Raw genomic sequence first — 13,789 nt, forward strand, 5'->3', positions numbered from 1 at the left:
GGCCCCCTCTTTTAGTTTTCCTCGGAATCGGACTTGGTGGAGGCCTGCGCGGTTTCCGCCCACTGCCGCCACTGATCGGCCTGCTCTTGCAGCGTAGCGGCGAGCTTATCCTTCGCAGCCTCCTTGGCCTCATTGGCTTGCTGCTGCAGATCCTTTGCCTTGGCGAAGAACTGGTCGACGCGAGCCTGCAGCTCCGGATCAGTCTGGCGCCACTTTTCCTCAACGGTGTCCGTGACGCGCTTCTCGATAGCCCCGATCTTGCCCTCGAATTCGCGGATCTTCCCCCGTGGTACGAAGCCAATCTCGTCCCACTTCTCCTGTAGCTCGCGTAGCAGGCGCTGGGCATTTTCGAGGTGCGCCTTGGGGTCGATCAAAGAGGAATATTCGTCGAGCAGCTGCTGCTTCTTGGCCGCATTCTCCTCGAACTCCTCGTCGCGGGCATCCTGGTCTGCCTTGCGGGCGCTGAAGAACACCTCGCGGGCAGCGCGGAAGCGTTCCCACAGTTCGTCGTCGACGTTGCGCGGGGCGTGCCCGGCGGCCTTCCACTCGTCCATGAGGTCGCGGTAGGCTGCCGACGTCTCCGCCCAGCGGGTGGAGTGCTGGAGTTCCTCCGCGGCGACGATCAGCTCCTCCTTCTTTCGGCGAGCCACCTCGCGCTGCTTATCGAGGTCCGCGAAGTGAGCCCCACGACGCTTATTGAACTGCTCGCGAGCCCGGGAGAAACGCTCCCACAACTCATCGTCGGTCTTCTGGTCAAGGCCGCGGAAGCCTCGCCACTCGTCGACCATCGCGCGGAAACGGTCTCCCGTTGCCTTCCACTCGGTGGAGCTTTCACCCAGCTTCTCAGCCTCCGCGGCAAGCGCCTGCTTACCTTGGAGGGCCCGGTCCTTTCGCTCTGCCTTGGCCCGCGCGACGTCCTGCTGAGCCTTCTCACAATCCCGCAGCAACGCCTCAAGCTTGGTTTGCAGGGCATTGAGATCACCCACGACCTCGGCATGATCCAAGCCGTCGAGCAGCTCGGTGGCCGAGGCCTTGATGGTGGCGGCCTGCTCCGGCTGGGTGTTCAGTCGCGTCTCGAGAGTGGCGACCTGCGTGGCGATGTCATCAAATTTTGCCCCGAAGTGCTTGAGCCCCTCCTCGGGGGCGCCTGCCTGCCACTGACCGACTACGCGATCCTCGTGGCCTTCCCGGCGCAGCCACACTGCACCGTCGGCGTCGATTCGGCCGAAGTCGGCAGGCGTGGACTTGACTGGATGCACTGCCACAGGAGCTTGCGTCTTCATCCCCGGGGAGGGCGTCACCTTTTTGGGCATGGCGCCCGGGCCGGGGCGTGGACCCGGCTTCGGGCGGGCGGCCCCGGTGTGGGGCTGGGAACTCTGCTGCTTGTCGGTCATGCTTTCTTCCTTTGCACGTCAGTCACCGGCTCCGCGAGCGAATACACTCGTTGCGGTCTCATTATGGCAGATGCCCCGGCCAAGACCGCGGCCAACCGAGGCTTTATGGCGCCCGGAGACTAAGATTTGGCGGTGATAGCCATGGATTATTCTCACTCAGATTCTCCGTCGACCGCACCCGCCGGGAAAACCCCTGTGGACCAGCTGCGTCCACTATTAATCGTGGGGCCCACGGGCGCCGGCAAATCCGATCTTTCCCTCGAAGTCGCACGCAGACTGGATCAGCCGGTCGAGATTATTAACGGTGATTCGATGCAGATGTACCGCGGCATGGATATCGGCACCGCGAAGTTATCCCGCGCTGAACGCGCCGAGTTCCCACACCACCTCTTCGATTGTTTGGACGTCGACGACACTGCCAGCGTGGCTGCCTACCGCGACCTGGCGGGGGAGACGGTGGAACAGATCCAGGCCCGCGGCGCCCGTCCGATCATCGTCGGCGGGTCGATGATGTACCTACAGGCGCTGGTCGATGACTGGCAGTTCCCACCGACCGACGCGGCGGTGCGGGCGAAGTGGATGGCCGAACAGGATCGCATCGGGGTGGAAGCGCTCCATGAGGTGTTGCGTTCCAAGGATCCTGATGCGGCAGACATCATTGAGGAAAAGGACCCTCGGCGTATTGTCCGCGCCTTGGAGGTCATCGAGCTTACGGGCAAACCCTTCGCGGCCTCTCAACCTCCGAAAAACGTCCCCACCCGGTGGGGGACGAGGATCTTCGGGCTCAAAGCCCCGGGGAACTGGCTCAATCCCCGATTGGAGGCTCGGGTTGATCGGATGTTTGCCGCTGGACTCGTCGCAGAGGTCGAGGGCCTGGCCACAGCTGGGCTGAGTCGGGAATCCACGGCCGGCAAAGCGATTGGCTATGCCCAGGTCTTAAGTGCGCTGGCGGGTGAGTGCAGCATGGAGCAGGCCCGGGAGGACACGGTCGTGGGAACCCGTCGCTATGCCCGCCGCCAGCGCAGCTGGTTCCGCCGTGACCCGCGTATTCACTGGTTGGACGCCACCGTCGCCGACCCCGGCCTGCTCGCGGGCCAGGTCATCGACGAGCTGCGGGAAACCACACAGGGCTAGTGGCCGCCGCAGCCACAGTCCCCGCTGCCGCAGCCGCCGGGGCTGCAGGCGCCAGGGTCATTAATGCTGATGGCGAACTGGACGTCTCCGCTGATGACAGCGCCAGGTGCAGCGAACGGTGGGTGAGTAGCGTCCGTCGGAAGGTCAGGGTGATCTGCGGCGACCGCGACGCAGAACTCGAACGGGTGGCGGCACGTCAACGCCCAGAATTGTTGGCCGTTAAGCTCATTCGTCTTCAACTCCGCCTCGGACACTTCGACGGCGACCGTGGCCTGGGCGTGCGGGGAAGTAGATCCGTTGTTGAGCTTGGACAGTCCCCGGGAGGTCACGGAGCCGACCTCGGTGCCGCCGGACTCGGCGAAGGCGATAGCGTCCGGGAAGATCCGGACGTCCGTGGCCAACGCGGAGATCGAGAGCGGCTGATACTCCAGCGGTTCCTGCTCAGCGATCATGGGGCCTTGCCCAACCGTCGCGGTGAACGAGGTGATCACTGGGGCACTCGCCCCGCTGACCTGCAGCATCGGGCTATCAGCGACGATGTCCACGATTCCGATGAGGTCGTTGACCATCGTCACGTGCCCCGTCGTGGATAACTGACCTGCCGGGTGCAGACCCACGAAGGAGCCATAGGGCGGGGCAGCGAGGATCGTCAGCGTCGCCCCGGAGGTGTCCGCGTACTGGAGCACCTGGCCACCTGATACCTCCCCGATGACGGAAAGCTGGCCGGAGGCATAAGCGGCCTCGAGGGCATCCTGCCACTGGGGATAGACCAATCCAACGCTGCTGAGCTCGGGAATCGCCTTCTGGGATGCAGTAGCCATGGGAAACCAACGCCTTAAAAATCGGGGAGCGGGATAGCGGGGTTGACACGTGCTCGGCGTCCCGGCCCACAGCCGGTGAAGGAGCATGAGCGAGTGGGGACACCGCCGGGGTTTACGCCCCGAATAAGCCCGCTATTTACTTTCTTTTATGCAGGTGACAGTGTAGAACTGGAAGGCAATGGCTTCAAATTCAGATAATGTTGTCGATCTTTTTTCAGACTCGTCGGAAGGCGAGGATTTCGACCTCGAATCTCAGCAGAGTCCGACCATCGGTGAGCTCGATCTGGAGGCGCGTTCCAGCCTCCGGCGGCTGACCAGAGGGGTCAGCAGCTACACGGACGATCAGTCCGAGATCACTGAGGTCGAGTACCGCCAGCTTCGCCTGGAGAAGGTCATCCTCGTGGGGGTGTGGACCGAGGGAACAATCGCGCAGATCGAAGCGAGCCTGGAGGAGCTGGTCGCCCTCGCCGAGACCGCTGGCTCCGAGGTCCTCGAGACGGTCTATCAGAAGCGCGATAAGCCGGACCCGGGCACCTATATCGGCCGCGGCAAAGTCAGCGAGCTCGCGGAGATCATCCAATCCACGGGCGCGGATACCGTGATCTGCGATGGCGAGCTGAGCCCGGGCCAGATGATCGCCCTGGAGAACGCGCTGAACGCGAAGGTCATCGACCGCACCATGCTGATCCTCGATATCTTCGCGCAGCACGCGAAGTCCCGCGAGGGCAAAGCGCAGGTCTCCCTGGCCCAGATGGAGTACCTCATCAACCGGGTTCGCGGCTGGGGTACTTCGCTGTCGCGACAGACCGGTGGCCGGGCTGGCTCCAATGGTGGCGTCGGTCTGCGTGGCCCGGGTGAGACGAAGATCGAGGCCGACCGTCGCCGCCTGCGCGCCGAGATGGCCCGCCTGCGCAAGGAAATCGCGGCGATGAAGACCTCCCGCGATACCAAGCGCCAGCGCCGCGACGCCTCTGCGGTTCCCCAGGTCGCAATCGCCGGGTACACCAACGCAGGAAAGTCCTCGCTGATTAATGCGCTGACTGGCGCGGGTGTGCTCGTCGAGGACGCGCTGTTCGCCACCCTGGACCCCACGACCCGCAGGGCGGAACTCGCCGATGGGCGCAGCGTGATTTTCAGCGACACCGTGGGCTTCGTCCGCCACCTGCCGACGCAGCTGGTCGAAGCCTTCCGCTCCACATTGGAGGAGGTCATGGCCGCGGACGTCGTTCTGCACGTCGTCGACGGCTCCGACCCCTTCCCACTCGAACAGATCCGTTCGGTGAACACGGTGATCAGCGAGATCGTCGCCGAGAGTGGCCAGGACGCCCCGCCAGAGATCATGGTGGTCAACAAGATCGACAAGGCGGATCCGCTGGTCCTCGCCGAGCTGCGCCACAAGCTCAACGACGTGGTGTTCGTCTCCGCGCACACCGGGGAGGGCATCGACGAGCTGGAGACCAGGCTCGAGCTCTTCTTGAACTCACTGGACGAGACGGGAGTGTTCGCGGTCCCGTTCGACCGGGGCGACGTCGTCTCCCGCATTCACGACCTGGGTACCGTCACACAGGAGGAATACGACGCCACCGGCACCGTCCTCACCGCTCGCGTCCCGAAGAAGCTCGCCCGGGAGCTGGACGCCTTCCGCGTGACTGACCGAGAGCATGACGATCTGGACGTCGACGGCGCCGCGACCAGCTAATCCGCCCGTTGCGTGCGGGACGCGGAGCTGACGCACTGAACCCTCCTTAGCTGCAGTATTGTTATGGCCGTGACTAAGGACAATGGGGCGCTAAGCGCGCGAAACAACGCAGCAGGTAGTTCGGAGCCGGGCACGCCGGGGCCAGGAGAGAAGACGGAGCACCGCGGCTCGTTTTTCGGCTGGGATTTGCACGGCAACGGCCGCGACATTGAACCGGGCGGGGTCGTTAAGCCTGAGGAGCGCCTCTCGTGGCCGCGCACCATCGGCGTGGGTATGCAGCACGTCATCGCGATGTTCGGTGCGACCCTCCTGGTGCCGACGATCACGGGATTCCCAGTGAACACCACCCTGCTGTTCTCCGGACTCGGGACGATTCTCTTCCTGTTGGTGACCCGCAACCGACTGCCGTCCTACCTCGGTTCCTCCTTCGCCTTCTTGGCCCCGCTGGCGGCAACCCAGGCGGAGGGCTTCGCGGCACAGCTCGGCGGAATCGTGGCCACTGGTGCGCTGCTGTTCGTGGTCGGTCTCGTGGTTCAGCTCGCCGGTCGGCAGGTGCTGGATGCCGTGATGCCACCGGCCGTGACTGGTGCGATCGTGGCCCTGATTGGGTTGAATCTCGCGCCCACCTCGACGGGCAATGTGCAGGAGCAACCACTGATTGCCGGGGTGACCCTCGTGGGGATTCTCCTGTTCACAGTGATGGGCCGCGGGATGGTGGCCCGACTCGGAATTCTCCTGGGTGTGCTGACGGGTTGGGGTTTTGCCTTCCTTTCGGGCGGTGTCTCGGAGGAGGCGCGGCAGCATGTGGGCGAGGCCGCGTGGATCGGTTTCCCTCATTTCGAAACCCCGGAATTCACGGTGACCGCCGTGACCATCACGCTGCCGGTGGTTGTCGTCCTCATCGCTGAGAACGTTGGCCACGTGAAGGCCGTGTCGACGATGACGAACCGTAACCTCGATGACCTTGCGGGCAAGGCGCTGATGGCCGACGGCATGTCGACGGTCCTAGCTGGATCCGGTGGTGGCTCCGGTACTACGACCTATGCGGAGAATATTGGAGTGATGGCGGCGACGAAGGTGTACTCTTCGGCCGCGTACTGGGTGGCCGCTGCAACGGCGATGGTGCTGGCCTTCATTCCGAAGTTTGGTGCCGCGATCCTCACGATCCCGGTGGGTGTGTTGGGCGGGGCAACGCTCGTGCTCTACGGCATGATCGGCCTGCTCGGGGTGCGCATTTGGATGGATAACGAGGTCTCGCTGACGGACCCGGTGAACCTCACCGCTGCTGCGGTGGCGATGATCGTCGGCATCGGTAACCTGACGCTGAACGTGGGTTCCATCCCGATGGAGGGCATTGCTTGGGGCTCGGTGGGCATCATCCTGGGCTACCCGGTGCTGCGCTACCTCTACGACAACTTCGGCGAGGGGCGCTACATTTCTTAGCGCTATTTCCAGTAAAGGGGGGCTGGGTGGAGGCTCGCCATTGGTAATGTCGGCCGCCTGCGGGAGGGAAAGGGAAACCGGGCTTGAGCGCAGCGAGGGGCAGTGGGAACTGCCGGCCCGGTCGGGGCTCGGCAGCTTCCAGTGCTATCCCTGCTCGTCGACGACCACCGTGTGAATGCCAGTGTCGTTGAGCTGGGCGACGAAGCCCTTGGGGGCGGAGTTATCGGTGATGACCACATCGATCTTCTCGGGCTCAGCAAAACTCACGATGTAGTCGAGCCCGAATTTCGTCGAATCGCACAGCGTCACCACCTTGTCGGAGTAGGCAATCATCGCGCGCTTAATGGCAGCCTCGGCCGCGTCGTGGGTAGACAGCCCGTGAGTGAGGGTAAACGCATCGGTACCGATGAAGGCCACGTCCGCGTGTAGCAGCGCCAATGTCTGTAGTGCAACATCCCCAACCACTGCCTGAGATTGGGCACGGATCTTGCCACCCAGCAGCTGGACTTTGATCCGGGGGTCGGTAGAAAGCAGCAGTGCATTGTGCGGCGAGTTCGTCACGACGGACAGGGAGTAGTTCTTGTCGATACTCTCGGCGTGTTCGACGATTGCCTCGGCAATCATTGCGGTGGTGGTTCCCGAGTCCAGGAAAATGGTTCCGCCGTCGAGGGGGACGAACTGTACTGCAGCTCTGCCGATCGCCTGCTTGGCGAGCGCGGCGGAGTGCTTCCGAGTCTCCAGGGGAACATAGTCGGTCTGGAATTGGCGAGCCGGGACGGCTCCGCCGTGGACCCGGTAGAGCTTGCCCTCGGCGGTGAGCTGGGCCAAGTCCCGTCGGATGGTTTCGGCCGTGACCCCAAACTGGGCCGCGAGCTCGGTGACGGTGACCTTGCCCTGCACGGCGGCAAGCGAGGTGATTTGTCGACGACGCTGAGCTGAAAGCACGCTTAGTTACCCACTTAATCCAAAAAACTTGGGTTAGATTTTGCGCAGAACCGCGGAAACCTTGCCGAGGATCTGAGCTTCATTGCCGGCGATTGGTTCGAAGAGGTCATTGTGGGGGAGCAGCCACACGCCGTCCTCATCATGATGCAGTTCCTTGACCGTGGCCTCCCCGTCGATCATGGCGGCAACGAAGTCGCCCTGATCCGCGGTCGGCTGCGAGCGGACCACGACCCAATCGGAGTCGTAAATGCCTGCGTCGCGCATGGACTCACCCACGACCTGGAGGAGGAAAAGCTCGTCGGAGGTGCCGACCAGCTCGGCAGGGAGCGGGAACTGTGCTTCGATGTTTTGCTCCGCCAGGATCGGATTGCCGGCGGCGATTTGGCCGACGACGGGCACGTACGTGGCCGCGGGGCGGTCGTCGGACACGGGAGCCGGGGTCGGCTTGGGCTGCTTCCGTGGCACAGGAGTCACAAGGCCAGGGTTGGTGTGATCCTCGTATCCACGAACGTCAAAGGCGCGAGGCTTGTTGTCCTCCCGGCGCAGATACCCCTTCTCCTCAAGCTGCTTGAGTTGGTAAGACACCGAGGATGTGGACTGGAGACCAACGGCATCTGCGATTTCGCGAATGCTTGGTGGATAGCCGCGAAGAACCGTGGAGTCCTTGATGACTTCCAGGATCCGGCGCTGGCGAGAGCTCAGGTTGCCCTTTGTCTTCGCATCTGCAGAGCTCTTTTTGGGGCGGCCTGGGCGCCGGCGGGGGGACTCGGGGGAAGTCGTCACAGTGAACTCTCCTAGCGGCCCGGGCGGCAGACAGCTGCGCATGCTGCCCGGCGTGTGATCGAAAAACATGTTCCCGCGCTCGATGTGGTCTCGACCGCGTTTCACCTCACTGTATCACCTGCATGTTCGATATTTGCGATAAAGCACTCGACTTCCTTCGAACGTGCGTGCTATATTTTCAGCATAGCCACCTAGAACACCCGTTCGATAGATGTGAGGCGGCGTAGGGACTATGTCCCCGGCGGATGGTTCACTCCAATCCAACGGCTGGTTACCTGTGATGATTCGGGGGTGATCAGCGCTGATGATCGAAATTCGAACGAGGAAGGAAATCATTATGACTCTCGTTAAGAGCGTTTCGCGCGTCCCTGCGGCTACATCGCGTGCTGGTCGGCGGATCCCTCGTCAAACTGAGCGGGTCTTGTTCGATGGTTCTCAGTCGCTGTCCGGGCGCAAGTTCCGGCAGGGTGGGGGGAATGTACGTTCGAATACCTCCGGGCAGGGGAGGGCCTTCACTCCTAACCTGGTGCAGCAGCGCCGCTTTGCCCACCCAGTTGCAAGTGCTCGCGTTGACCGGCCCGCTACGGCACAGCCTTCCGCGCTTCGCCGCGGAGTGGACATCGCCAGCCGGGTGGCTACCTCTCGCGGCGGGGTCCTGTTGAGCGGGATTGCCCTGGTTCTCAGTCTGGGACTGTCCCCGTTGGTGATGGGCCACGATAGCGAGGAGCCGACTTCTGCCACCGCCGTGGCTGCGTCCGAGGTCGAGTCAGCCGCGGTGGCGGACTAGCAGTCCGCCATTGCGACAGGGCACGCTAGCGCGCTGGACAACGTCGCGCTGCTGGATCACATCGCCGTGGCGCATTTGGAACTCAGCGCCGTGGCGCTTTTTCTGAGCGCTGGGCATAAACTAGTGGCGTGCTGTGCCCAAGTTGTCGCTGTGAAGATTCCCGTGTTGTGGACTCCCGGGTCGTCGAGGGCGGAATCGCTATCCGCCGCCGCCGGGAGTGCCTGCAATGCCTTACCCGGTTCACCACCATGGAACGCTCCGTCCTTCTCGTGACGAAGCGCAATGGGGTGACGGAGGAGTTCAGCCGCGAGAAGGTCATCAAGGGTGTGAAACAAGCCTGCCAGGGACGCGATGTGTCAGACGATGACCTCAAGCTGCTCGCCCACGAGGTTGAGCAGAGCGTCCGGGCGGACTATGGATCCCAGGTCAACGCCCACGATATTGGCCTAGCGATCCTGCCTCCGCTGCGCCGACTCGACGAAGTCGCCTATCTGCGCTTCGCGTCTGTGTATAAGTCCTTCAGTTCTTCTGAGGATTTCGAGGCAGAGATTGCATTGTTGCGCCGGCAGCACCAGGGCAACGCCCCGAGCTCGGGCAGCTAAGAACCCTGCCCATAGCGTTGTCCCCTTCGCTCGCGCCGGCCGTCCGGGCGTGGGCTAGCGGATCTGGCCAGCGGCCTTGCGAACCCGCTGCAGGGACGCGCTGCGGGCAGTGCCCAAGTGTTGGGCAAAAAGAGCCACCATGAGCTCCTCGATTAGCCAACGCAGATCCTTGACCTGGGGTGAGGCCTGTCGGGCGCTGGGCAGTCGCTCCACCGTCTGCTGATAAATCTTCATCGCTTCCGCCAGCTCCTCCGCCAGCTCCGCTTCGCGATCAGGATCTCGCTCCAACAGTGTCAGCCTCTCCTTCATTGCCTCGACATACCGAGGGACGTGCCGAAGGCGCTGGATGCCCCACGTCACCAGGCTATGGTCCGCAGCGTACAACTGCACTTGCTTCTTCATCTCCGCAATCGCAGGGCCATCCCAGTTCTCGAGCTCTGTAGAGATGTCCTGGATCGCCAGTGCTGCAGGGGCAAACGCCACAAGGATCTGTCGCACCAACCCGGGCGCCTGCTGACGCGCCGTCTGGCAGGCCCGTTCACACTCGTCAGGGGTTCTAATCACTGGGCCGATCTTCTCCAAAAGCTGGCGGCACGCCGCGGTACGCGCGTCGTCAACCAACGCTTCAACGCCGCCGTTCGGATAGTTTTCCAGCGCCACACGCTGGCGCAACGGCAGTCCCTTGAGCATCTGACCAGTGGACAGCGGAGTGGCCTCGGCCATCAGCCCCAACACCGTAGAGAACTGCTGTGCCTTTGCAGCCTGCTCGGTGGGGAAAGCCTTGAGCTCGAAACGCGCGCTCCGGTGGCCTGTCTTGCCAGCCGAGAAGCTGACAACCAGCGCGGGGAAAGCGTTCACGGCCTGGCCATCGACGACCGTTTCGATGGACTCGGGAATATCGCCGATGCTGTCGGCAGACCACTCGTCAGCGTGCTGCAGCACGCCGCCCACACCGGCCCCGCCCTGAGCCTTCTTCTGCTTTCCGCCAGCACCACGGCCCTTGTTGCCCGCTGCGCCCCTCTGGTGCACCTTGGCATCCAGCGGGCTGGCAGCCGTGGAGCCCTGGCCACCACGCAGAGAACGAGCACTTGCCGCCGCAATTGCCTGGCGGACATCGCCGGCCAGCTCTCGCTGGAGAGCCACGATGTCCCGGCCGGTGCGTACCACATTGCCGCGGCGGTCAATAACCGCAAAGTTCATGCGCAGGTGGTCGGGTACCTTGGCCCAGACAAAGTCGGTGGAATTGATGCCCCGACCGCCCAACGAGCGCAGCGCATCGGCCAGCGACTCATCGATCGCCCCATCGTAAGGAGTGATGAGCTCCAACGCCCGTGCTGCGAAATCCGTCGCCGGTACCACCGACTTACGGATCGCCTTGGGCAGTGAACGGATGAGCGCCACCGCTAGCTCTTGACGCATGCCCGGAACCAACCACTGCGTGATTTCCGGGTCAATGTTTGCCAGCAGGGGGAGTGGAACCTGCATGGTGATGCCGTCGCGCGGGTCGGTGGGGTCGAAGACATACTCCAGGTCGAACTCCAGGCTGCCCTGCCTCCAGGTGTCCGGAAACTCGTTGGCCTGCGCAGCTCCTTCATGCGAATCAATGAGCGCGTCAAGCGAAAAATCCAGCAGATCCGGCTTCTTGTGCCGAGCCTTCTTCCACCAGGAATCAAAGTGCCGGCTGGAGATGATATCTGCGGGCAGGCGGGCGTCGTAAAAAGAAAACAAGGCATCGTCGTCGATCACGATGTCTCGGCGACGGGCCTTATCCTCCAGCTTCTCGGCCTGCTCCAGCAGCTCCTGATTGTGGCGGTAGAACTTGTGGCGCGTCTCCCAATCGCCTTCGACCAGTGCCTTGCGGATGAACATATCCCGCGCCAGCTCTGGGTCAATCCGGCCCAGATTGACGCGGCGTTCCGTGACGATGGGGAGACCAAGCAACAGGGCCTTCTCGTAGACCAACGCCGCACCCCGCTTCGAGGACCAGTGTGGTTCCGAGTGGGTGTACTTCACCATGTGCGGTGCGATTGATTCCACCCACTCCGGGCGGATTGGGCCCACTGTGCGGGCGAAGATTCGGGACGTCTCCACCAGTTCCGCGGCCATGATCCACTGTGGTGGCTTTTTCGCCACATGGGAGCTCGGGTGCACCACAAAGTGGGAGTTGCGGGGGCCCGTGAATTGGCGGCTTTCGCCCTCCCGCATACCGATGTGGCTGATCAACCCGGACAGCAGGGCGCGGTGGACATCATCCTCGGCGATTGGCTCGCCGTCGAAGGTCAGCTGCCGGACATGCTGAATATTCGGCACGGACCAGCGCAGTTCCTTGGCGATATTGAGCAGTTGGCGAACCAGGTCAGCCCACTCCAGGACGCGCAGATAGTGGATGAACTCCCGCTGGCAGAGCTTGCGGAACTGGTTGCCGCTGAGCTCGGCGCGCTGCTGTTGCAGGTAGCTCCACAGCTTCAGCGTGGAGATGAAGTCCGAGTTCGCCTTGAAACGCGCGTGGAGCTCATCGGCCTGTTGCTGCTTCTCCAAGGGCCGTTCCCGGACGTCCTGGATGGATAGTGCAGCGACGATGACGGTGACCTGGTCCAGGATGTTCAAGCGGTGGGCGGCTACCATCATGCGCGCCAAGCGGGGGTCGGTTGGGATGCGGGACATGTCGTGGCCCACATCCGTCAACGCATGTCGGTCGCCGCCGGCGATGGCGCCCAGCTCACTAAGCAGTGCCACGCCATCGCGCACCGCGCGGGAGTCTGGGGCCTGCAGGAAGGGGAACTTCTGGATGTCTCCGAGTCCCAGCGCGAGCATAGCCAGGATCACGCTGGCAAGGTGGGTGCGCAGAATTTCGGGATCGGTGAACTCCGGTCGGGCCTCGAAATTTTCTTCCGAATACAGCCGGATCGCAATACCGTCGGCGACACGGCCGCAACGGCCCGAACGCTGCTTCGCGGAGGCCTGGCTGATCTCCTCCACCGGCAGGCGCTGCACCTTCGTGCGGTTGGAGTAGCGGGAGATGCGCGCATAGCCGGTATCCACGACGAAGCGGATGCCCGGCACTGTCAGGGAAGTCTCGGCAATATTCGTGGCGAGCACGATTCGGCGGCGTTGGCCAGGGTTGAACACGCGGTGCTGTTCGGCGTTCGACAGTCGCCCGAACAGGGGAAGGATATCCACGCGCGCCCCGCGCCGGTCGCGGTTCAAATGCTTATCCAGCGCCTCGGCGGCGTCCCGGATCTCGCGCTCCCCGGAGAAGAAACACAGAATGTCGCCGCTACCGAAGCTCCATAGCTCGTCGACGGCCTCGATCAGCCCGTCCAGCGGATCCATGACATGGGTTGTGATCTCCCCGCTGTCCGGGTCGGTATAGCTTCGCTCCAGCGGGCGGTACAGCACCCCAACCGGGTAAGTGCGGCCCGATACCTCGACGATCGGTGCGGGCGTGCCGTCGGCGCTGGCGAAGTGCTCCGCGAAGCTTTCCGGGTCAATCGTTGCGGAGGTGATGATCAGCTTGAGATCCGGGCGCTTTGGCAGCAGATTCTTCAGATACCCCAGCAGGAAGTCGATGTTCAGGCTGCGCTCGTGAGCCTCATCGATGATGATCGTGTCGTACTCGCGGAGTAGCCGGTCGCGCTGAATCTCGTTGAGCAGCACACCGTCGGTCATGAGCTTGACTGCGGTGTTCTCGCTAGTCTTATCGTCGAAGCGGATCTTGTAACCGACCAGGGAATCCGGCTTATCCGTGCTTGAGCCGAGCTCCTCTGCGATTCGGTCTGCCACGCTGCGGGCCGCGATGCGCCGGGGCTGGGTATGCCCGATGCGCTGTCGCTTGCCGCGGCCAAGGTTCAGGCACATCTTCGGGATCTGCGTGGTTTTACCGGAACCAGTCTCACCGGCGATGATGACAACTTGGTTTTCAGCGATAGCCTTTTCGATATCCGACTGGCGTTCCGAGACGGGCAGTTCGGTGGGGAAGTGGATCCGGGGGAAGACTCGGTCCTTCTTTGGCAGAGTGACCGGGGCTGTGCGTTCCCGGCGCTGTTGGCCGTTGCGTCCCCGACGGCGTTGCTTGCCCCCGCGGCTGCGGTGGCGTCCGTTGCTGGCACGCCGCGAAGGCTGCTGCGGTGAATTTTGAGTGCTCTTATCGCTATTTTCCCTGCTCATTAGGGCTCCAGCTT

Annotated in this window: 10 protein-coding genes; 5 read left to right on the forward strand and 5 right to left on the reverse strand. The window is 63.1% G+C overall.

Translation table 11 applies throughout. The features are described 5' to 3' along the window. Positions 1–11 precede the first annotated feature (11 nt). Positions 12–1,394, reverse strand: coding sequence for a DUF349 domain-containing protein (locus tag CU_RS04405; RefSeq protein WP_012360127.1), 1,383 nt, complete (start codon positions 1,392–1,394; stop codon positions 12–14). Positions 1,395–1,535: 141 nt separating this feature from the next. Here CU_RS04405 and miaA point away from each other — a divergent pair, with 141 nt between their 5' ends. Then, positions 1,536–2,528, forward strand: coding sequence for a tRNA (adenosine(37)-N6)-dimethylallyltransferase MiaA (gene miaA, locus CU_RS04410; RefSeq protein WP_012360128.1), 993 nt, complete (start codon positions 1,536–1,538; stop codon positions 2,526–2,528). Here miaA and CU_RS04415 read toward each other — a convergent pair. Further along, positions 2,525–3,436, reverse strand: a complete 912-nt coding sequence (locus CU_RS04415) for a hypothetical protein (RefSeq protein WP_012360129.1) — start codon at positions 3,434–3,436, stop codon at positions 2,525–2,527. The genes miaA and CU_RS04415 overlap by 4 nt on opposite strands. A gap of 91 nt (positions 3,437–3,527) precedes the next feature. Here CU_RS04415 and hflX point away from each other — a divergent pair, with 91 nt between their 5' ends. Further along, complete coding sequence (gene hflX / locus CU_RS04420; protein ID WP_012360130.1) at positions 3,528–5,048, forward strand: GTPase HflX; 1,521 nt, start codon at positions 3,528–3,530, stop codon at positions 5,046–5,048. A 63-nt stretch (positions 5,049–5,111) separates the two neighbouring features. Next, positions 5,112–6,491 (forward strand): uracil-xanthine permease family protein, encoded by a 1,380-nt coding sequence (locus tag CU_RS04425; protein ID WP_012360131.1) that lies wholly within the window; start codon positions 5,112–5,114, stop codon positions 6,489–6,491. Between the two features lie 144 nt (positions 6,492–6,635). On the opposite strand, the gene CU_RS04430 is transcribed toward CU_RS04425, so the two are convergent. Next, positions 6,636–7,436: a DeoR/GlpR family DNA-binding transcription regulator gene (locus tag CU_RS04430; protein WP_012360132.1), complete on the reverse strand. Its 801-nt coding sequence runs from the start codon at positions 7,434–7,436 to the stop codon at positions 6,636–6,638. 33 nt (positions 7,437–7,469) lie between these two features. Further along, positions 7,470–8,261 carry a transcriptional repressor LexA gene (lexA, locus tag CU_RS04435; RefSeq protein WP_173362343.1) on the reverse strand — a complete coding sequence of 264 codons (792 nt, stop codon included), beginning with the start codon at positions 8,259–8,261 and terminating at the stop codon, positions 7,470–7,472. Positions 8,262–8,850: 589 nt separating this feature from the next. On the opposite strand from lexA, the gene CU_RS10925 reads away from it, so the two are divergent. Next, the gene (locus CU_RS10925; RefSeq protein WP_231837760.1) at positions 8,851–9,006 is read left to right on the forward strand and encodes a hypothetical protein; all 156 of its coding nucleotides are present in this window, start codon (positions 8,851–8,853) and stop codon (positions 9,004–9,006) included. 128 nt (positions 9,007–9,134) lie between these two features. Continuing rightward, entirely contained in the window at positions 9,135–9,608 is a 474-nt protein-coding gene (gene nrdR, locus CU_RS04445; RefSeq protein ID WP_012360135.1) for a transcriptional regulator NrdR, read from the forward strand. 54 nt (positions 9,609–9,662) lie between these two features. On the opposite strand, the gene hrpA is transcribed toward nrdR, so the two are convergent. Then, on the reverse strand, positions 9,663–13,775 hold the full coding sequence (hrpA, locus tag CU_RS04450) for an ATP-dependent RNA helicase HrpA (RefSeq protein ID WP_012360136.1): 4,113 nt from the start codon (positions 13,773–13,775) through the stop codon (positions 9,663–9,665). Positions 13,776–13,789 lie beyond the last annotated feature (14 nt).

Source organism: Corynebacterium urealyticum DSM 7109 (genome assembly GCF_000069945.1).
Lineage (GTDB): Bacteria > Actinomycetota > Actinomycetes > Mycobacteriales > Mycobacteriaceae > Corynebacterium > Corynebacterium urealyticum.

Coding starts and splice junctions, on each gene's coding strand:
- CU_RS04405 (WP_012360127.1), bottom strand. CDS start 1,394: ATGACCGACAAGCAGCAGAGTTCCCAGCCCCACACCGGGGCCGCCCGC.
- miaA (WP_012360128.1), top strand. CDS start 1,536: ATGGATTATTCTCACTCAGATTCTCCGTCGACCGCACCCGCCGGGAAA.
- hflX (WP_012360130.1), top strand. CDS start 3,528: ATGGCTTCAAATTCAGATAATGTTGTCGATCTTTTTTCAGACTCGTCG.
- CU_RS04415 (WP_012360129.1), bottom strand. CDS start 3,436: ATGCTCCTTCACCGGCTGTGGGCCGGGACGCCGAGCACGTGTCAACCC.
- hrpA (WP_012360136.1), bottom strand. CDS start 13,775: ATGAGCAGGGAAAATAGCGATAAGAGCACTCAAAATTCACCGCAGCAG.
- lexA (WP_173362343.1), bottom strand. CDS start 8,261: ATGCGCAGCTGTCTGCCGCCCGGGCCGCTAGGAGAGTTCACTGTGACG.
- CU_RS04425 (WP_012360131.1), top strand. CDS start 5,112: ATGGCCGTGACTAAGGACAATGGGGCGCTAAGCGCGCGAAACAACGCA.